The sequence below is a fragment of the Rhizobium sp. Leaf371 genome (assembly GCF_001424045.1).
GTDB lineage: Bacteria > Pseudomonadota > Alphaproteobacteria > Rhizobiales > Rhizobiaceae > Ferranicluibacter.
Window position 1 is genome coordinate 391,796 of sequence record NZ_LMQB01000024.1, and the last position, 17,183, is coordinate 408,978.

The following is a 17,183-nucleotide window of genomic DNA, read 5'->3' on the forward strand; positions in this document are numbered from 1 at the left end:
GGTGAGACGCACCGGAGAGCCCTCTCCGGTGCGTCTTGCGTTTCGGGGAGAGCGGAACGAGATCGCCGCCGGACGAATCGTCGTCCAAGCCATCGACATGGCCCAGATGCGCCGAGATCACGAACGGGTAACAGGATGTTTTCTTGGTCTTCCCGTCCATGAGGCGTTAGGGCAGTCGGACCATCCGCCGAAAACACCGACGATGTTCATAAGACAAACTGGAAAAACGACAGGCGGGGTCTATTTGCCACTTTCGCGGGTTGGCTTCACGGCGGAATACCGGCATAAATTTCGGCATGTCGCGCAGTGTTCGTCCGCGCAGACCCTTCAAGCCGCTCGGCCCTGAAGACGTCGTCAGGCCCTCGCGAGGGGCTGCCGCGGAAAGCTGACGCCGTAACGATCAGACTGGGGAAATGACCATAGAGATCGCGCAAAACCTGCTGCTCTTGCTCGTGCTCACACCGTTCGTGGGAAGCCTTATCGCCATCAGCCTGCCGAGCGATCGAAGCTCGCTGGCGGCCTGGCTCTCGGGCTCCATCGCCTTCCTCTGCCTGGCGATCACCACATCGCTCTACGTCTTCGTGATCGAAGGCCGGGTGCTGCGCTACGATGTCGCCTGGATCCCGCAATACGGGCTGAACTTCACGCTGCGCATGGACGGTTTCTCCTGGCTCTTCTCGGCCCTGATCAGCGCGATCGCGCTCATGGTCGTGGTCTATGCGCGCTACTACATGTCGGCAGAAGATCCGGTCCCGCGCTTCTTCTCCCTGTTCCTGGCCTTCATGGGCGCCATGCTCGGCCTCGTGCTCTCGGGCAATCTCATCCTGCTCTCGATCTTCTGGGAATTGACGAGCATCATCTCCTTCCTGCTGATCGGCTACTGGTATCACAATGCCAATGCACGCGACGGCGCCCGCATGGCCCTGACCGTAACCGGTACGGGCGGTCTCTGCCTCTTCGTCGGCCTGCTGCTGGTCGGCCATGTCGTCGGCAGTTACGATCTCGATGTGGTGCTCGCCTCCGGCGACACGATCCGCGACCACCCCCTCTACCTGCCGATCCTCGTGCTGGTGCTGATGGGTGCGCTGACCAAGAGCGCACAGTTCCCCTTCCACTTCTGGTTGCCGCATGCCATGGCGGCCCCGACGCCTGTTTCGGCCTTTCTGCATTCGGCAACGCTGGTCAAGGCCGGCGTCTTCCTCCTCACCCGCTTCTGGCCGGTCATGGCAGGCACCGATGCCTGGTTCTGGCTGGTCGGCCTCGCGGGCCTCTCGACCTTGCTCCTCAGCGCCTATTTCGCCATCTTCCAGCAGGATCTCAAAGGTCTGCTGGCCTATTCCACCATCAGCCATCTCGGCCTCATCACGGTTCTTTTGAGCCTCGGCAGTCCGCTGGCCGCCGTGGCCGCGATCTTCCACACCATGAACCACGCGATCTTCAAGGCGTCGCTCTTCATGGCCGCCGGCATCATCGACCACGAGACCGGGACCCGCGACATGCGGCGTTTGAGCGGGCTATTCAAATACATGCCGATAACCGCCACGCTTGCCATGGTCGCGAGCGCGTCCATGGCGGGCGTGCCCTTGCTCAACGGCTTTCTCTCCAAGGAAATGTTCTTTGCGGAGGCCATCGAAACCCATCGCATCAACCTGCTCGACACGCTGACGCCCTATGTCGCCACGCTGGCGAGCCTCTTTGCGGTCACCTATTCCTTGCGCTTCATCTACGCCGTCTTCTTCGGCCCGAAGCCGCACGATCTGCCGAGCGAACCGCACGAGCCGCCGCACTGGATGATCGCGCCGATCGGTTTCCTCGTGCTGGCCTGCCTGGTGATCGGCATCGTGCCGAGCCTCACCATCGGGCCGCTGCTGCACACGGCCGTGGTCTCCGTTCTGCGCGATGCGACGCCGGTCTACAGCCTTGCCGTCTGGCATGGGTGGAACCTGCCCTTCTTCATGAGCCTTTTCGCGCTTGTCGCCGGCATTCTGCTTTACGTCGTCATGCGTCCCTACCTCGCCACCAGCGTCGAGGGGCCGCCCTATTTCCGCCGGCTGCAGGGCCAGCGCATCTTCGAGCGCATTCTCGTCACCCTTTCCTGGAAATGGGCCCGCATGGTGGAGATGAAGGCCGGCACGCGGCGGCTTCAGCCCCAGATGCGCCTGCTCGTCTTTGCGGCCATCGCCGCTGCGGCGACGCCGCTTCTCTGGGGTCGCTTCCAGCCGGCCGACGTCGTCTTCCGCGGCATCGATCCGGTCTTTGCCATCCTGTGGCTGATCGGCATGGCCTGCGCGATCGGCGCCGCCTATCAGGCGAAGTTCCACCGTCTTGCCGCGCTCGTCCTTCTCGGCGGTGCCGGCCTCGTCACCTGCATCACCTTCGTCTGGCTGTCGGCACCGGATCTTGCCTTGACCCAGCTTCTCGTCGAGATCGTCACCACGGTTCTCATTCTGCTCGGGCTGCGCTGGCTTCCCAAGCGTTTCGAGAAGCCCGATGCCGAAGCCATGTCCATCGGCGTGCGCATCCGCCGTCTCCGCGACCTTGTTATTGCGGTCACCGCCGGCGTCGGCCTGATGCTGATCTCCTACACGGTGATGACCCGGCCGATGCCGGAGACGATCTCCAGCTATTTCCTGGAGCGCGCCTATTCCGAAGGCGGCGGCACCAATGTCGTCAACGTGATCCTCGTCGATTTCCGCGGCTTCGATACGTTCGGCGAAATCGCCGTTCTCGCCATCGTCGCGCTCACCGTTTTCTCCCTGCTCCTGCGCTTCCGTCCGGCGGCCGAGAGCCTGGAGCGACCGGAGCAGCAGCGCGTCCAGAACGCGTTTGACGCGCGCCATCCCGAGCGCGAGTCCGGCGAGAGCGTGGCGGAATATCTCCATATTCCCTCGGTCATCATGCGCTGGCTTTTCCCCGTCATCGGCATGTTCGCGGCCTTCCTGTTCTTCCGCGGCCATGACCTGCCGGGCGGCGGCTTTGCAGCGGGCATCGCGCTCTCCATCGCATTCATCCTCCAATATATGAGCAGCGGCACGCGTTGGGTCGAGGAGCGCCTGCGCATCCATCCGCTGCGCTGGATGAGCATCGGCATCCTCGTCGCCACCGCCACCGGATTGGGCTCCTGGATCTTCGGTTATCCTTTCCTGACCACCCATTCGCGCTATGCCGATCTGCCGCTGATCGGCGAGATACCGCTTGCAAGCGCCATCCTGTTCGATCTCGGCGTCTTCTCGCTGGTGACCGGCGCCACGGTGCTGATCCTCATTGCGCTCGCCCACCAGTCCGTCCGCTCGCCGCGCGCCCATATGCGCAGCGTCCGCCTGTCGACAAAGGAGAAGAACTGATGGAACTCGTTCTGTCCGTCGGCATCGGCGTGTTCGCAGGGTCGGGCATCTGGCTCCTTTTCCGGCCGCGCACCTATCAGGTCGTCGTCGGGCTGGCGCTGTTGTCCTATGCGGTCAACCTGTTCATCTTCGGCATGGGCCGCCTGCGCCTCAATGCGCCGCCGGTGCTGGAAAAAGGCGTCGCCGGCGGCTTCCTCACCCACACCGATCCGTTGCCGCAAGCCCTCGTCCTCACCGCCATCGTCATCGGTTTCGCCATGACGGCGCTGTTTCTCGTGGTGCTGCTCGCCTCGCGCGGCTTTACCGGCAATGACCATGTGGACGGGAGAGAGGGACGATGAACTGGGTCGGTCACCTGATCATCCTGCCGATCCTCCTGCCGTTCGTGACGGCGGCGGCGCTGATCCCGCTCGACGAGCGGCGCAGATCGCTCAAGGGCGCCCTGAGCTTCGGTGCGACGCTCCTTCTGCTCCTGACGGGCGGCGCCCTGATGATCGCCTCCGCGCATGCGCAGGATAACGCCTCGCTCGTCTACCAGCTCGGCAACTGGGCTGCCCCCTACGGCATCGTTCTGGTGGTCGATCGCCTGTCGGCGATGATGATCACGCTCTCGACGCTGATGGCGCTTTGTGCCCAGATGTTCTCCATGGCGCGGTGGCACAAGGCCGGCCCGCATTTCCACACGCTGTTCCAGTTCATGCTGGTCGGAATCAACGGCGCCTTCCTGACCGGCGACCTGTTCAACCTGTTCGTTTTCTTCGAGATCATGCTGGCCGCATCCTATGGCCTCATGCTGCACGGTTCGGGGCCGGTGCGGGTCAAGGCGGGTCTGCACTACATCGCCATCAACCTTGCCGCGTCATCGCTGTTTCTGATCGGCGTCAGCCTGATCTATGGCTCGACCGGGACGCTCAACATGGCCGATCTCGCGCTGCGCATCCCGGATCTGAGTGCCGAAAACCGCATGCTGCTGGAGGCCGGCGCGGCCGTGCTCGGCATCGCCTTCCTCGTCAAGGCGGGCATGTGGCCGCTCGGCTTCTGGCTGCCCCAGGCCTATTCCGCAGCGACGCCGCCCGTGGCGGCGATGTTTGCCATCCTGACCAAGGTCGGCGTCTATATCCTGCTCCGGCTCTCGCTCCTTCTGTTCGGCAGCGGTGCCGGACCATCGACGGGCTTCGGACAGGGCATTCTGCTCTATGGCGGCCTCCTCACCGTCCTCTTCGGCACGATCGGCGTCATGGCATCGCAGGCCATGGGCCGGCTTGCGAGCTATTATGTGCTGATCTCGTCGGGATCGCTGATGGCCGCCATCGGTCTCGGCATCACGGGCGTCATCCCCGGCACCCTGTTCTACCTGATCTCGTCCACGCTCGGCATCTGTGCCTTCTTCCTGCTCATCGAACTCGTGGAGCGCGCGCGGGATGCGGGCGCCGACGTTCTCGCGGTCACCATGGAAGCCTATGGCGACGGCGATGACGAGGAGGTCGCCAAGGAGGTCGGCGCGGCCGTACCCGGCACCATGGCCGTGCTCGGCGCATGCTTCGTCGCCTGCACCATGCTGATGGCCGGCCTGCCGCCCTTGTCGGGCTTCGTCGCCAAGTTCGCGATCCTTCACGGGCTCTTTTCAGGCCTTGCCGAAAATTCAGCCGTCACCGGCGCGCAGTGGATCTTCGTGGCGCTGCTGATCGTGTCCGGCCTTGCGGCGCTGATCGCGCTCAACCGGGTCGGCATCCGCACCTTCTGGAATTCGATCGAAGGCACCGTTCCCCGCGTCCGGCTGATCGAGATCACGCCGGTGCTCGCGCTTCTCGCCGCCTGCGGTTTCCTGACGCTCCAGTCCGGTCCGGCGCTCCGCTATCTCCAGGATACGGCAACCGCCCTGTCGCAGCCGCAGATCTATATCGGCAGCGTGCGCGATGCAGTGCCGGTCGTGTCGCACGGAGGATCGTGATGCGCTACTGGTTTCCCTACCCGGTTCTCTCGCTCCTGCTTTTGGGATTCTGGCTGCTCGTCAATCAGTCGGTGTCGCCGGGACAGATCCTCCTCGGCACGATCCTGTCCGTTTCGCTCTCCTGGGCGATGGTCAATCTGGAACCGAGCAAACCGCGCCTGCGCCGGCCGGGTGCTGCCTTTCGCCTCGCCGGATCCGTCATCAAGGACATCGCACAATCCAACCTCGCCGTTCTCGGCGCCGTTCTGTCGCGCCGGAAGCCGCCCGTGCAGTCTGCCTTCGTCATGGTGGAACTGCAGCTGCAGGACGACAATGCCATCGCGTTGCTCGCCTGCATCCTCACGACGACGCCCGGCACCGCCTGGCTCGAATATGATCGCCAGACCCGCATGCTCCTCATTCATGTGCTCGATACGGCCGACGGCAAGGACTGGCAGTCCATCGTGACCCATCGTTACGAGCGGCTTCTCAAGGAGATCTTCGAATGACCGAACTTCTCATCATCTGGTCCGTGCTGGTCTCGCAGATCATGATCGCTCTGGCCATGGTTTGCGCGCTTTACCGCGTCGCCAAGGGCCCCCGGGCGCAGGATCGCATTCTCGGCCTCGATACGGTCTACATCACCGCCATGCTGCTGCTTCTGACCTTCGGCATCCGCACGGCCAACGTGCTCTATTTCGAAGCGGCACTGACGATCGCCTTGCTCGGCTTCGTCTCGACCATCGCTTTCGCCAAGTTCCTGATGCGCGGCGAGGTGATCGAATGACGTTCCTGGTCGATCTGCCCGTCTGGGCGGCCATTCCTGTCTGCCTGCTCCTGCTCTCGGGCTCGGCGCTCACGTTGGCCGGCGCCATCGGCCTCGTCCGTTTCCAGAGCTTCTACGAGCGCCTGCACGCGCCGACGCTCTGCACCAGCGGCGGCGTGCTGCTGATCGCCCTGTCCTCGATGATCGCCTTCGGCGTGCTCCAGAACCGCTGGATCGTCCACGAGGTGCTCATCGTGGTCTTCATGATCGTCACGACGCCGGTCACGCTGATGCTGCTCGGCCAGTCCGCGCTCTACCGCGATCGCGCCGAGAAGAGCGCGGAGGTCCCGCGGAAAACGGAAACCGCGAAGGCGGATCCGGGCATCGATATCTCCGGCAACGACATCTAAAGTCCGTCGCGGCCACGGAACCGGCGCTGATAGCCCGCATCGTAAAGTGCGCTCTCGCGGAACCCGTCCGCCGTCAGCGTCCGCCCGACGAAGATCAGCGCCGTCCGCTCGATCGGGCTTTCGGCCACCTGCGCCTCGATATCGCGCAACGTGCCGCGCACCACACGCTCGTCCGGCCAGGACGCCTTGACGACGATGGCGACCGGGCAGTCGGCGCCGTAGAGCGGCGTCAGCTCCGCAACGATGTGCGGCAAAGCGTGGATGGCGAGGTGAATGGCCAGCGTCGCACCGGTCGCGCCGAAATTGGCGAGCGTCTCCGCATTCGGCATGGGCGAGGCCCGGCCGGAAACGCGGGTCAGCACGAGGCTCTGCGCCAGCGCCGGCAGGGTCAGTTCGCGCCCGAGCGCCGCCGCCGCCGCCGCAAAGGCCGGCACGCCCGGTGTCATCGTATAGGCGATGCCGCGCGCCTCCAGCCGCCGCACCTGCTCGGCGACGGCGCTCCAGACGGAGAGGTCGCCGGAATGCAGCCGCGCCACATCGTCGCCTTCGGCATCCGCCCGCACATATTCCGCCTCGATCTCGTCCAACGACAGGGGGGCCGTGTCCACGATGCGGGCGCCGGATGGGCAATAGGCGAGCAGGTCCCGCGAGACGATGGAGCCGGCAAACAGGCAGACCGGGGAGGCTGCGATCAGATCGCGCCCGCGCACGGTGATGAGGTCGGCAGCACCCGGACCGGCACCGATGAAATGAACCGTCACGCCGGCACTCCTTGCATGTTCCCAAGATCTTCGCCGTCACGACCCGGCGCATCCGCCAGCGGTTTCGTGAAAGCCCATTGCGTCACCGGCATGGCGGGCCGCCAGCCGGTCATCGTGCCCACGGGTGCCGCACGCGCAATGTCGATCCGTGTCAGGCTTCCCCCGTTCTCGGCATGGCAGGCGAGCAGAACCGCCTCCATCTCCGTCGTCACGGCATTGGCGACCAGCCGCCCGCCGGGTCGCAACGCTGCCAGCGCCGCCGCCATCGCGCCGGGCTCACTCCCGCCGCCGCCGACAAAGATCGCATCCGGCCTGCGCTGGCCCGCAAGGCTCGCCAGCACCTCCGGCGCCTTGCCCTCGACGACGCGCAGACTTGGCACGCCGAAGGCGCGCGCATTGCGCCCGATCCGCGTCGCCCGCTCCGGATGCGCCTCGATGGCAATGGCCTCGAGCGAGGGATCGGCCAGCATCCACTCGATCGCGATCGACCCGGCACCCGCGCCGATATCCCAAAGCCATTCGCCGCGCCGGGGAGACAACGCCGAGAGCGTCAGCGCCCGAACCTCCCGCTTGGTGATCTGCCCGTCATGCTCGAAAAGATCGTCGGCGAGCCCCGGCGACAGTGCCAGAATGCGCGCCTCGGCACCCGCGATCACCTCGATGGCGCAGACGTTGAGCGAATGGCCGTCGGCAAGATCGAACAGGGCCGCCGTCTGCCGCGTCACCCGCTCCTGCGGCCCGCCCATGGCTTCGAGCACGATGACGCCGGAGGCGCCGAAACCGCTGTCGCGCAAGAGGGCAGAGACCGCTCCCGGCCCATCCCCGTCGGACGTCAGCGCCAGAATGCGCGTTCCCGCGTGCAGATGCGGGCGGAGGAGATCGAGCGGCCGGCCGTGCAGCGAGAGGCAGACGACATCCTGCAACGCCCAGCCGAGCCGAGCCGCGGCAAGGCTGAAGGCCGAGGGTGCGGGCAGGACGCGCATCTGCGCCGGATCGATGCGGCGCGACAGGGTTACGCCGACACCATGGAAGAAGGGATCGCCCGAGGCGAGCACGACAACCGGCATGCCGGCCATCGCCACCACGACATCGATGGCCGTTTCGAACGGGCTCGACCAGGGGCAGCTTTCGCCCGTGATCAGCGATGCTGCGAGCGCGAGGTGCCGCGCGCCGCCGAAGACGAGCCGCGCGGATGCGATCGCCTGCTTGGCCTCATCGCCGAGACCCGCTAGACCGTCTTCTCCCAGGCCGACGATCGTCAGCCAGGGTTTCGCCGTCAGGGAAGCGTTTTCGCCGTCACGCATGGGCCTTCATATCCTTATTCTCGGTGGCACCACGGAAGCCCGCGCGCTGGCCGGCGCGCTTGCGGGCACGCGGCACGATGTGGTGCTGTCGCTGGCCGGCCGCACGCGCGCGCCGATGGCACAGCCCGTCCCGACCCGCATCGGCGGTTTCGGCGGCGCCGACGGCCTCGCGCACACGCTGCGAACCGAAGGCTTCGATCTCCTGATCGACGCGACGCATCCCTTCGCCACGCGTATTTCCGACAATGCCGCGAAAGCCTCTCTTGAAACCGGCATCCCCGCCTTCGCCCTTCGACGTCCGAGCTGGCAGCGCCAGCCGGGCGACCTCTGGACCTGCGTCGATCATGTGCATGCCGCCGTCGCAGCACTGGGCGCGTCGCCACGACGTGTCCTGCTTGCGATCGGCCGGCAGGAAGCGGCGGTGTTCGAAGCCGCACCGCAGCACGCCTATCTCGTTCGTAGCGTCGATCCCGTCGAGCCGCCCCTCGCCCTGCCCGATGTCGGCTACATCCTTGCGACCGGACCGTTCGATGAGGCCGACGAGCATGCCCTGCTCGTCGAACACCGGATCGATTGCATCGTCGCCAAGAACAGCGGCGGCAGCGCCACCTATGGCAAGATCGCCGCAGCCAGAGCGCTGCAGATCCCGGTGATCCTGATCGAACGCGCGGCCGAGGCCGGCCTGCCCACGGTCGCGACGGTGGAAGAGGCGCTTGTCCGGATCGATCACGTGGCCGCTCCGGGCAGGAAGCGCGGCGTGTAGACGAGATCGTCGCGACCGGGCCGGGCGATGATCCGCGTTTCCGGCGAGCCGATGATGACGCAGGTCGCCATGTCGGCCACGCTCGCATCGGCTTCGCCAAGCGGCATGACGCGCATCCGCTCGTCGGCCCGCCCGGCGGCGCGGCCGAAAATGACGGGCGTTTGCGCCGGCAGGATCGGCCGCAATACCTCGAAGGCGGCACCGAGCTGCCAGGGCCGCGCCTTGCTGATGGGATTGTAGAGCGCAATCACGAGCCCGGCTTGCGCCACCAGGGCGAGCCGCCGCGTGATGATCTCCCAGGGTTTCAGATTGTCCGACAGCGAGATGGCGCAGAAGTCGTGCCCGAGCGGCGCGCCGATCCGGGCCGCGACCGCCAGCATGGCCGTCACGCCGGGCGTCACGCGGAAATCGATGTCGCGCCAGAGGGCCGGCCCATGGTCGATCGCTTCGCAGACGGCCGCCGCCATCGCGAACACGCCGGGATCGCCGCCCGAGACCACGCAGACGTCGGCGCCCTGTGCGGCATGATCGAGCGCCGCCTTGGCACGATCCAGCTCCTCGCGATTGTCGGAGGCGACCCGTTTCTGATCGGGGCGCAGCGACAGACGGTCGAGATAGGGTCCGTAGCCGAAGAAATGGCTGGCGGCGGCGATGGCCTCGAGGGCTTCCGGTGTCGTCTGCCGCGGATCGCCCGGCCCGGTCCCGACGATGGTCAGACGGCCGCTCATGCGGCGGGGTCCTTCATGCGGCCGCTCCAGCCGGGCACGAGCACCAGCGAAAAATAAGGCGCTTCATCGGTCGGTTTGTCGGCCAGCGGCGTCATCGCCGCATTCGCCATCGTGCCCCGCTCGACATAGACGGCATCGTCGAGCTTGCCGGACGCGGCAAGCGCACGGCGGATTTTCGGCAGGTTGCGCCCGACCTTCATGATCACGGCCGCCTGCGTATCGCCGAGCCTTCGACAAAGCTCCGCCTCGTCCATGGTACCGGGCAGGACGGACAGCACATCGTCGCCCTGAACGATGGGCAGGCCGGCGAGCGACCAGCAGCCCGACATCGCCGTGACCCCTGGCACGACCTCGGCCGCGTAGCGCCCCGCCAGCCGCACGTGCAGATGCATGTAGGAGCCGTAGAACATCGGATCGCCTTCGCTGAGAATGGCGACCGTCCGTCCCGCATCCAGATGTGCGGCGACCCTTGCGGCCGAGGCATCGTAGAAGCCGGTGATCTGGCCCTTGTAGTCGTCGTGCTCCTTGTCGATTTCGACGGTCACGGGATAATAGAGCGGCAGCTCGATACGGCCGGGCTTCAGGATGCCCTCCATCTGCCCCGGCGCAAACAGGCTGGCAATGCCATCGGCCTTGCCGAGTCCGTCGAGAATGGTCCGTCCATTGCCCCGCCGCCCCGCCTTTGCGAAATAGGCGAGGACGTCGGCCTCGGCGAGCGCCCGCACGGCCTTCAGCGTCAGGAGTTCGGGATCGCCCGGCCCCGTGCCGACGCCGATCAGCCGCCCGGCCTTGACGCCCGCAAGCGCCACCCCGCCGACGCTGATCTCGGCCGTGTCGATCTCTCCCGTGCCCGACGCTCTCACAGACCCGGCCTCGCAAGCGCATTGATGGCGGCCGCCGTGATGGCGCTGCCGCCCAGCCGGCCGCGGACGATGGCGAAAGGCACGCCGTAGGCGTGCTCGGCGAGCGCATCCTTGGACTCCGCCGCGCCGACGAAGCCGACCGGCATGCCGAGGATCGCCGCCGGCTTCGGCGCGCCGTCGCGCAGCATTTCGAGAAGATAGAACAGTGCCGTCGGCGCATTGCCGATGGCGACGACGGCACCACCCATCCGCTCCCCCCACAGCCGTAATGCCGCCGCCGACCGCGTATTGCCGATCTCGCGGGCGAGCGCCGGCGTCTCCGGGTCGCGCAGCGTGCAGATCACCTCGTTTCCGGCCGTCAGCCGCGCGCGCGTCACCCCGTTCACCACCATGAACGCATCGCAAAGAATGGGTGCGCCACGGCCAAGTGCCGTGCGTGCCGCCGTGACGAAATCGGGCGAAAAGACGAAATCCCGCGCCGCCTCCACCAGTCCGCAGGCGTGCACCATGCGTACGGCGACGTCCGCCTCCTCGGGCGAGAACCGCGAAAGGTCGGTTTCCGCCCGGATGATGGCGAAGGAGCGCTCGTAGATGGCATCGCCATCGCGGATGTAGTCATAAGACGGCATGGTCAATCCCGTTGAAGCGAGCCCCGGAGAAGGCGGCAGCGATCCGCGCCGGCCCCAGCCGTTGAAGGCAGGCGGCAGCCGATTCGCCCTTCTCTAGCGTCTCCGCAACCCATTGGCCAAGCGCCGTGATGGCGCAAGGGACGTCTTCCAGGCGGTTTGTCGCCAGCAGAGGGTCTCCGGCACGTCCGCCAAGGACGATGCCGAGCCCCGGCTGACCGTCCGAGGCGGCGGCCACCAGCGTGACATCCGCGGCACGCGGCCTGGCGCAGCCCTTGGCGCAGCCGGATACATGCAGGTCGAGCGACCCATCCATCAGCGCCGGCGCCTGTGCGATCAGGCGCGTTGCGGTGGCGTGGGTGTCGATGCGCCCCGAGGCACAGCCCGCCGCTCCGGCGCAGGCATCGATCCGCAGGACAGGATCGCCGGCATCGACGGCAAAACCGAACGACCGGGCGATCGGCACGAGGGCCGCACTGTCGCTTCCGGCAGGACCGACCAGCAGCAGCGCCCGACCGGGCGCCAGTCGCACCTCCGAGAAACCATAGGACAGGGCGGCAACCACCAGACGGCGAAGGACCTGTGCCTCCGCCTGCCCGAACGCTGGCGCCACGCCCCGCGCGACATGGGTGCCAAGATCGAACATAGCCACCGGCGACGGCGAAGCTTCGCGCCCTGCAAGCGATGAAACCGGCGCCGATGCACCATATGCCGGAAGGTCGCGCGCCCGAGCGGCGGGCCCGCACGCGGCGATCTCCGCGACGACCGCCATCGCCGCCTCTATCATCGCGTCTGCCGACCCCGAGCGACCCGTCTCCCGTCCGGCAACGAGCAGATGCCATGAAGCCCCGCCTTCAATGGCGGTGGCCTTGAGCCGGATGTCGGCCGCGACACCATCGAGATGCAGCCGCCCGCCGCCATCCACGACGATCGCCAGCTTCGGTGCAAGATCAAAACCGCTGTCGCGAACGCGTGCGGAAAGCGTGCCGGCGACCGGGCGCGCATCTGCGATTTCCGTCGGGTCGAGCCCCGCGAGCGGCGGCATTTCCACAGCGATGCCTTCGCAGGGCACAATGCCTGCGCGCGCGATGGCCGCCGATAGGGGCGCGACCGTTTCCCCCCGGAGCCCGCGGATCTGCACATTGCCCCGCGCGGTGATATCGAGCCTGCCGGTGCCGAACGCGTCGGCCGCATCCAGAAGCGCCAGGAACGCCTCCGCCGTGAAGACGCCGGACGCGGGGCGCAGACGCGCGAGCAGTCCGTCGCCGGTCTGCATCGGGCTCGCGAGCGTCGGGCAGCCACCCCGCCGCAGCGCCGGCGGCGCACCTTGCGCCACTGTCGTCTCACCCTTGCTGCGCATTGCTGTCCCGGCCATCGTCATGTCAGCGCCCTTCGATCAGCCGTCATACAGCATGCGGCAAGGGCCGTGCAAATCCGGGCCGCAGCGCCCATCGCTGCGGCCTGTCTCAGCGCTGTGCCGTCAATTCCCGTGCAGGCGCGCGCAGCAGATAGATATCCATGATCCAGCCGTGCCGTGCCCGCGCCTCCGCACGCGCGGCGACGATCGTCGCGCGCACCGCGCCGAGCCGTCCGGCGATCGTGATCTCCTGCGGCAGACCGAGATAGGCGCCCCAGAAGATCTCGGTCTCCTCGTCTTCCACCGCCAGGAAAGCCTCTTCGCCATCCAGCATCACCACGGCCGCCTGGGCCGTCTCAGGGAAGATGTCGGACAGACGCCGGGCGGGCGTGATGGTCACCGGCTGGCCGATATCGTTGATCGGAATGCGATGGCGGGCGGCAAGCAGCTGGATGCTGGTGATCCCCGGCAGCACGGAAACCTCGAATGCCACGCGCCCGCCATCGCGCACCCGCTCCAGAATCCGCAATGTGCTGTCGTAGAGCATGGGATCGCCCCAGACGAGGAAAGCGCCCGTTTCCCCGTCGGCCAAATGATCGAGAAAAAGCTGCTCATGGATGTCTGCGATGGCGGCATGCCAGCGATCGACGCCCTGACGATAGCCGACGCCATCCGTCTGCCGCCGCGGCACGGCGAAGTCCACGAGCCGCGCATCGGGCGCGCCATGCTGCGCGATCATGCTGCGGCGAACGTCGGCGAGCTCGGCCTTGTCCTCGCCCTTCGTCGGCACGAAAATCACCTGGGCGTCGCCGATCGCCCGGACGGCCTCAAGCGTCAGGTGGTCGGGATGGCCCGTTCCGATGCCGATCACCAGGATCCGTCGCATGGCTTCTCCTTCCAAGCACGTTCAGTGAGCCGCGAGGGTCCGCGGCCGTGGCCCGTTCCTATAGCGGCTGGCCCGGGGAAACGTGAAATGCTAAAATTCGTCGAAAATTTCGTTTGGTGATAAAATATTGACATCATCGTCTCTAATGTGACCGCGTCCAGGCAGCGCAGAGACCGGTCGTGACGGTTCTGCGCGCGGGATGGCAGGACGGCGTTGGGGGAATGCCGCGTTCTGGCGACACGACAGCTCTTGCGGGCATTTGGGGTGACGATGACACAGACCAGACATTCAGGCACGGAGCCGGCGCAGGCCCTGCGCGATTGCAAAGGCGCCTTCATCGGCGTCGCCGTCGCCAGCGCGCTCGTCAACGTGCTCTACCTCACGGGCTCGTTCTTCATGCTCGAGGTCTACGACCGCGTCCTGCCGAGCCGCAGCATCCCCACGCTGATCGCGCTCTGCATCCTCGCGCTGCTGCTCTACGCTTTCCAGGGCGCGTTCGAATGGATCCGCGGCCGCATGCTGGTGCGTATTGCCGGCGCCCTCGACGAGGCGATGACGGGGCGGATCTACCGCACGGTCGTCCGCCAGCCGCTGAAGATGCGCACGTCCGGCGACGGCCTGCAGCCGCTGCGCGATTTCGACCAGGTGCGGGCCTTCCTGTCGGGTGCGGGACCTGCGGCCTTTTTCGATCTGCCCTGGCTGCCCTTCTACATCGGTATCTGCTTCCTGTTCCATCCGGTGATCGGCATCGTCTCCGTCGTCGGCTCGCTCATCCTCATCGCCCTCACCTTCCTCACCAACCGCGGAACCCAGGGCCCGTCCAAGAAAGCGTCGGAAACCGGAAATCTTCGCAACGCCTTCGCCCAGTCGTCGCAGCGCAATGCCGAAGTCATGCAGTCCATGGGCATGCTCGGCCGGATGTCGACGCTGTGGGGCGAGCGCAACGACGCCTATCGGCACCATAATCTCGTCAATTCCGACGTATCGAACGGCTATGGCGCCCTGTCCAAGGTCTCGCGCATGATCCTCCAGTCGGCGGTGCTCGCCACGGGGGCGGTGCTCGTCATCGAGGGACTGGCCTCGCCCGGCATCATCATCGCAGGCTCCATTCTCACGGCGCGGGCGCTGGCGCCGGTGGAACTGGCGATCGGCAACTGGCGCTCCTTCGTCGCAGCACGCCAGAGCTGGAAGCGCCTCGGCGAGCTTCTGACCGCCCTGCCGGAGCGCGATGCGCCGCTGGAACTGCCGGTGCCGCGCGAAAAGCTGACCGCCGAAGGCATTGCCGGCGGCCCGCCCGGCGTCCAACGCCTGACCTTTGCCGACGTTACCTTCACCCTGAAAAGCGGTAGCGCGCTCGGCATCATCGGGCCGAGTGCCTCGGGCAAGTCCTCGCTCGCCCGCGCGCTCATCGGCATCTGGCCGACCCTCCGCGGAGCCGTCCGGCTGGATGGCGCGGCGCTCGACCAGTGGGACAGCGACCGCCTGGGCAAGCATATCGGCTATCTGCCGCAGGACGTTGAACTGTTCTCGGGCACGGTGGCGCAGAACATCGCTCGTTTCGAAGATGATGCCACACCGGCCGCCATCGTCGAGGCCGCCAAGGCCGCCCGCGTCAACGACCTCATTCTCAAACTGCCGAACGGCTACGAGACCGAGATCGGCGATGGCGGCTCGTCGCTGTCGGCCGGTCAGCGCCAGCGCGTCGCGCTTGCCCGCGCCCTTTATGGCGAGCCCTTCCTCGTCGTTCTCGACGAGCCGAATTCCAACCTCGATGCCGAAGGCGAACAGGCCTTGAGCGAAGCGATCCTGGGCGTTCGGGCCCGCGGCGGCATCGTCATCGTCGTCGCCCACCGCCCGAGTGCGCTCGCGAGCGTCGATCTCGTGCTGATGATGAGCGAGGGCCGCATGCAGGCCTTCGGCCCGAAGGACGAGGTTCTGGCGCAGATCCTTCGCCGGGACACGCCACGCCCGGCGGCGGCACAGCCGTTCCAATCTCACGCCCAGGCACAATTGCAGGCGCAGCCACCCACGCTGAAAGCCGTCGGCAACGGACAGGAAGCCGCATCATGAGCCCGCGCGAGACCTCCTCCCCAGTTCCTACGGCCCAGTCGCGCCGGTCCCTTTCCAAGCACATCGTGGCCGTCGGCGTCATGGCGCTGGTGCTCGTCGGCGGCATCGGCGGATGGGCCGGCACGACAGAGCTTTCCAGCGCCATCGTCGCGCCCGGCACGGTCGTGGTCGAGAACAACGTCAAGAAGATCCAGCACCTCACCGGCGGTATCGTCGGCGAACTGCGCGTGCGCGAAGGGGAAACCGTCGAGGCCGGGCAGGTTCTGGTGCGGCTCGACGGCACCACGGTGCGCGCCAATCTGTCGATCGTGCAGAACACGCTGGCCCAGCTCTATGCCCGTCGCGCCCGGATTCTCGCCGAGCAGGCCGGCGAAACCACCTTCACCGTTCCGAAGATCGTGCAGGTCGTGCCGACGGACATGGCGTCCAAGGGCTTCGAGGACAGCGAGCGGCGCCTGTTCGACAGCCGCCGCAGCGCGCTGGTCGGCATGAAGAACCAGCTCGCCTCCCGCAAGGCCCAGCTGAAGGACGAGAGCGAGGGCCAGACGGTGCAGCTGAACGCCATCGCCGACAGCCTGAAGCTGATCAGCCAGGAACTCGAAGGCGTCGACAAGCTCTATGCGCAGGGCCTCGTCTCCATGCAACGCGTCACGGCGCTGAAGCGTGACCAGGCCCAACTCGAGGGCGATCGCGGCGCCCGCATCGCCGCCCGGGCGCAAGCCGCCGGAAAATCGAGCGAGATCGACCTGCAGATCCTCCAGCTCGACGAAGACCGCCGGACGGAGAATGCCAAGGACCTGACCGATGTCGAGGCACGCATCGCGGAATACGAGGATCGGGGCGTCGCCGCTCTCGACCAGTTGAAACGGCTGGACATCCGCTCGCCGCTGGCCGGCCGGGTCTCGCAGTTGGCCATCCACACGGTCGATGGCGTGGTCAATCCGGGCGAGGTGCTGATGCTCGTCGTTCCCGCGACCGACACGCTGACGATCGAAGCCCGGATCGCGACCACCGACATCGACCAGATCACGTTGGGTCAGCCGGTCGAAATCCGCTTCAGCGCCTTCAACCAGCGCACGACGCCGGTCGTCCAGGGCGAGGTCGCCAATATCGCCCCGGACCAGGTGACGGATCAGCGGACGGGCGCCAGCTACTATCCGCTGCGCATTCGCCCGAAGGCCGACAGCCTCGTCGCTCTCAAGGGCCTCACGCTCTATCCTGGCATGCCGGCGGAAACCTACATCAAGATCGCCGACCGGACCGTGATCTCCTATCTCGCCAAGCCTCTGACCGAACAGATGCAGCGCACCTTCCGGGAGGACTGAGGGCCCGGGAGGACGGACAGAAAGAGCAGACGCCGCACAGTCTGCGGCCT

At 66.6% G+C, this 17,183-nt stretch carries 16 protein-coding genes; 9 read left to right on the plus strand and 7 right to left on the minus strand.

Annotated elements, in window-relative coordinates; translation table 11 throughout:
* Positions 1 to 413 precede the first annotated feature (413 nt).
* From ASG39_RS15910 to mnhG, 6 genes are read left to right on the plus strand one after another with little or no spacing between them, the layout of a single operon-like run.
* Positions 414 to 3,344 carry a monovalent cation/H+ antiporter subunit A gene (locus ASG39_RS15910; protein ID WP_082477288.1) on the plus strand — a complete coding sequence of 977 codons (2,931 nt, stop codon included), beginning with the start codon at positions 414 to 416 and terminating at the stop codon, positions 3,342 to 3,344.
* A complete protein-coding gene (locus ASG39_RS15915; RefSeq protein WP_062595924.1) occupies positions 3,344 to 3,685 on the plus strand; it encodes a Na+/H+ antiporter subunit C in 342 nt (113 codons plus the stop codon). Before ASG39_RS15910 ends, ASG39_RS15915 begins: the two co-directional genes overlap by 1 nt.
* Positions 3,682 to 5,295, plus strand: coding sequence for a monovalent cation/H+ antiporter subunit D (locus ASG39_RS15920; RefSeq protein ID WP_062595925.1), 1,614 nt, complete (start codon positions 3,682 to 3,684; stop codon positions 5,293 to 5,295). Before ASG39_RS15915 ends, ASG39_RS15920 begins: the two co-directional genes overlap by 4 nt.
* Complete coding sequence (locus ASG39_RS15925; RefSeq protein WP_062595926.1) at positions 5,295 to 5,783, plus strand: Na+/H+ antiporter subunit E; 489 nt, start codon at positions 5,295 to 5,297, stop codon at positions 5,781 to 5,783. Before ASG39_RS15920 ends, ASG39_RS15925 begins: the two co-directional genes overlap by 1 nt.
* On the plus strand, positions 5,780 to 6,061 hold the full coding sequence (locus ASG39_RS15930; RefSeq protein WP_062595927.1) for a K+/H+ antiporter subunit F: 282 nt from the start codon (positions 5,780 to 5,782) through the stop codon (positions 6,059 to 6,061). Before ASG39_RS15925 ends, ASG39_RS15930 begins: the two co-directional genes overlap by 4 nt.
* Complete coding sequence (gene mnhG, locus ASG39_RS15935; protein ID WP_062595928.1) at positions 6,058 to 6,450, plus strand: monovalent cation/H(+) antiporter subunit G; 393 nt, start codon at positions 6,058 to 6,060, stop codon at positions 6,448 to 6,450. Before ASG39_RS15930 ends, mnhG begins: the two co-directional genes overlap by 4 nt.
* On the opposite strand, the gene cobM is transcribed toward mnhG, so the two are convergent.
* Positions 6,447 to 7,211 (minus strand): precorrin-4 C(11)-methyltransferase, encoded by a 765-nt coding sequence (gene cobM / locus ASG39_RS15940; RefSeq protein WP_062595929.1) that lies wholly within the window; start codon positions 7,209 to 7,211, stop codon positions 6,447 to 6,449. The genes mnhG and cobM overlap by 4 nt on opposite strands.
* Positions 7,208 to 8,515 (minus strand): precorrin-6y C5,15-methyltransferase (decarboxylating) subunit CbiE, encoded by a 1,308-nt coding sequence (cbiE, locus tag ASG39_RS15945; RefSeq protein ID WP_082477289.1) that lies wholly within the window; start codon positions 8,513 to 8,515, stop codon positions 7,208 to 7,210. The genes cobM and cbiE overlap by 4 nt, the downstream gene beginning before the upstream one ends.
* Here cbiE and ASG39_RS15950 point away from each other — a divergent pair.
* The gene (locus ASG39_RS15950) at positions 8,514 to 9,278 is read left to right on the plus strand and encodes a cobalt-precorrin-6A reductase (protein ID WP_062595930.1); all 765 of its coding nucleotides are present in this window, start codon (positions 8,514 to 8,516) and stop codon (positions 9,276 to 9,278) included. The genes cbiE and ASG39_RS15950 overlap by 2 nt on opposite strands.
* Here ASG39_RS15950 and ASG39_RS15955 read toward each other — a convergent pair.
* From ASG39_RS15955 to cobF, 5 genes are all read right to left on the minus strand, one after another.
* Positions 9,242 to 10,006, minus strand: a complete 765-nt coding sequence (locus tag ASG39_RS15955; protein ID WP_062595931.1) for a precorrin-3B C(17)-methyltransferase — start codon at positions 10,004 to 10,006, stop codon at positions 9,242 to 9,244. The two genes, ASG39_RS15950 and ASG39_RS15955, sit on opposite strands and share 37 nt — an antisense overlap.
* On the minus strand, positions 10,003 to 10,815 hold the full coding sequence (locus ASG39_RS15960) for a precorrin-2 C(20)-methyltransferase (RefSeq protein WP_062596025.1): 813 nt from the start codon (positions 10,813 to 10,815) through the stop codon (positions 10,003 to 10,005). Before ASG39_RS15960 ends, ASG39_RS15955 begins: the two co-directional genes overlap by 4 nt.
* A gap of 50 nt (positions 10,816 to 10,865) precedes the next feature.
* Positions 10,866 to 11,498 (minus strand): precorrin-8X methylmutase, encoded by a 633-nt coding sequence (locus ASG39_RS15965; RefSeq protein WP_062595932.1) that lies wholly within the window; start codon positions 11,496 to 11,498, stop codon positions 10,866 to 10,868.
* The gene (gene cobG, locus ASG39_RS15970; RefSeq protein WP_162242443.1) at positions 11,485 to 12,870 is read right to left on the minus strand and encodes a precorrin-3B synthase; all 1,386 of its coding nucleotides are present in this window, start codon (positions 12,868 to 12,870) and stop codon (positions 11,485 to 11,487) included. Before cobG ends, ASG39_RS15965 begins: the two co-directional genes overlap by 14 nt.
* Positions 12,871 to 12,961: 91 nt before the next feature.
* Entirely contained in the window at positions 12,962 to 13,738 is a 777-nt protein-coding gene (gene cobF / locus ASG39_RS15975) for a precorrin-6A synthase (deacetylating) (RefSeq protein ID WP_062595934.1), read from the minus strand.
* A gap of 270 nt (positions 13,739 to 14,008) precedes the next feature.
* On the opposite strand from cobF, the gene ASG39_RS15980 reads away from it, so the two are divergent.
* Both ASG39_RS15980 and ASG39_RS15985 read left to right on the plus strand, forming a co-directional pair.
* On the plus strand, positions 14,009 to 15,808 hold the full coding sequence (locus ASG39_RS15980; protein WP_082477290.1) for a type I secretion system permease/ATPase: 1,800 nt from the start codon (positions 14,009 to 14,011) through the stop codon (positions 15,806 to 15,808).
* Positions 15,805 to 17,133: an HlyD family type I secretion periplasmic adaptor subunit gene (locus ASG39_RS15985; protein WP_062595935.1), complete on the plus strand. Its 1,329-nt coding sequence runs from the start codon at positions 15,805 to 15,807 to the stop codon at positions 17,131 to 17,133. Before ASG39_RS15980 ends, ASG39_RS15985 begins: the two co-directional genes overlap by 4 nt.
* Positions 17,134 to 17,183: the final 50 nt, after the last annotated feature.

What these genes read in the sequence shown, in the direction of transcription:
- ASG39_RS15980 (WP_082477290.1), top strand. Translation starts at nt 14,009, where the DNA reads ATGACACAGACCAGACATTCAGGCACGGAGCCGGCGCAGGCCCTGCGC.
- ASG39_RS15925 (WP_062595926.1), top strand. Translation starts at nt 5,295, where the DNA reads ATGCGCTACTGGTTTCCCTACCCGGTTCTCTCGCTCCTGCTTTTGGGA.
- ASG39_RS15915 (WP_062595924.1), top strand. Translation starts at nt 3,344, where the DNA reads ATGGAACTCGTTCTGTCCGTCGGCATCGGCGTGTTCGCAGGGTCGGGC.
- cobF (WP_062595934.1), bottom strand. Translation starts at nt 13,738, where the DNA reads ATGCGACGGATCCTGGTGATCGGCATCGGAACGGGCCATCCCGACCAC.
- ASG39_RS15920 (WP_062595925.1), top strand. Translation starts at nt 3,682, where the DNA reads ATGAACTGGGTCGGTCACCTGATCATCCTGCCGATCCTCCTGCCGTTC.
- ASG39_RS15950 (WP_062595930.1), top strand. Translation starts at nt 8,514, where the DNA reads ATGGGCCTTCATATCCTTATTCTCGGTGGCACCACGGAAGCCCGCGCG.
- mnhG (WP_062595928.1), top strand. Translation starts at nt 6,058, where the DNA reads ATGACGTTCCTGGTCGATCTGCCCGTCTGGGCGGCCATTCCTGTCTGC.
- ASG39_RS15955 (WP_062595931.1), bottom strand. Translation starts at nt 10,006, where the DNA reads ATGAGCGGCCGTCTGACCATCGTCGGGACCGGGCCGGGCGATCCGCGG.
- cbiE (WP_082477289.1), bottom strand. Translation starts at nt 8,515, where the DNA reads ATGCGTGACGGCGAAAACGCTTCCCTGACGGCGAAACCCTGGCTGACG.
- ASG39_RS15930 (WP_062595927.1), top strand. Translation starts at nt 5,780, where the DNA reads ATGACCGAACTTCTCATCATCTGGTCCGTGCTGGTCTCGCAGATCATG.
- ASG39_RS15985 (WP_062595935.1), top strand. Translation starts at nt 15,805, where the DNA reads ATGAGCCCGCGCGAGACCTCCTCCCCAGTTCCTACGGCCCAGTCGCGC.
- ASG39_RS15965 (WP_062595932.1), bottom strand. Translation starts at nt 11,498, where the DNA reads ATGCCGTCTTATGACTACATCCGCGATGGCGATGCCATCTACGAGCGC.
- cobG (WP_162242443.1), bottom strand. Translation starts at nt 12,870, where the DNA reads ATGGCCGGGACAGCAATGCGCAGCAAGGGTGAGACGACAGTGGCGCAA.
- ASG39_RS15910 (WP_082477288.1), top strand. Translation starts at nt 414, where the DNA reads ATGACCATAGAGATCGCGCAAAACCTGCTGCTCTTGCTCGTGCTCACA.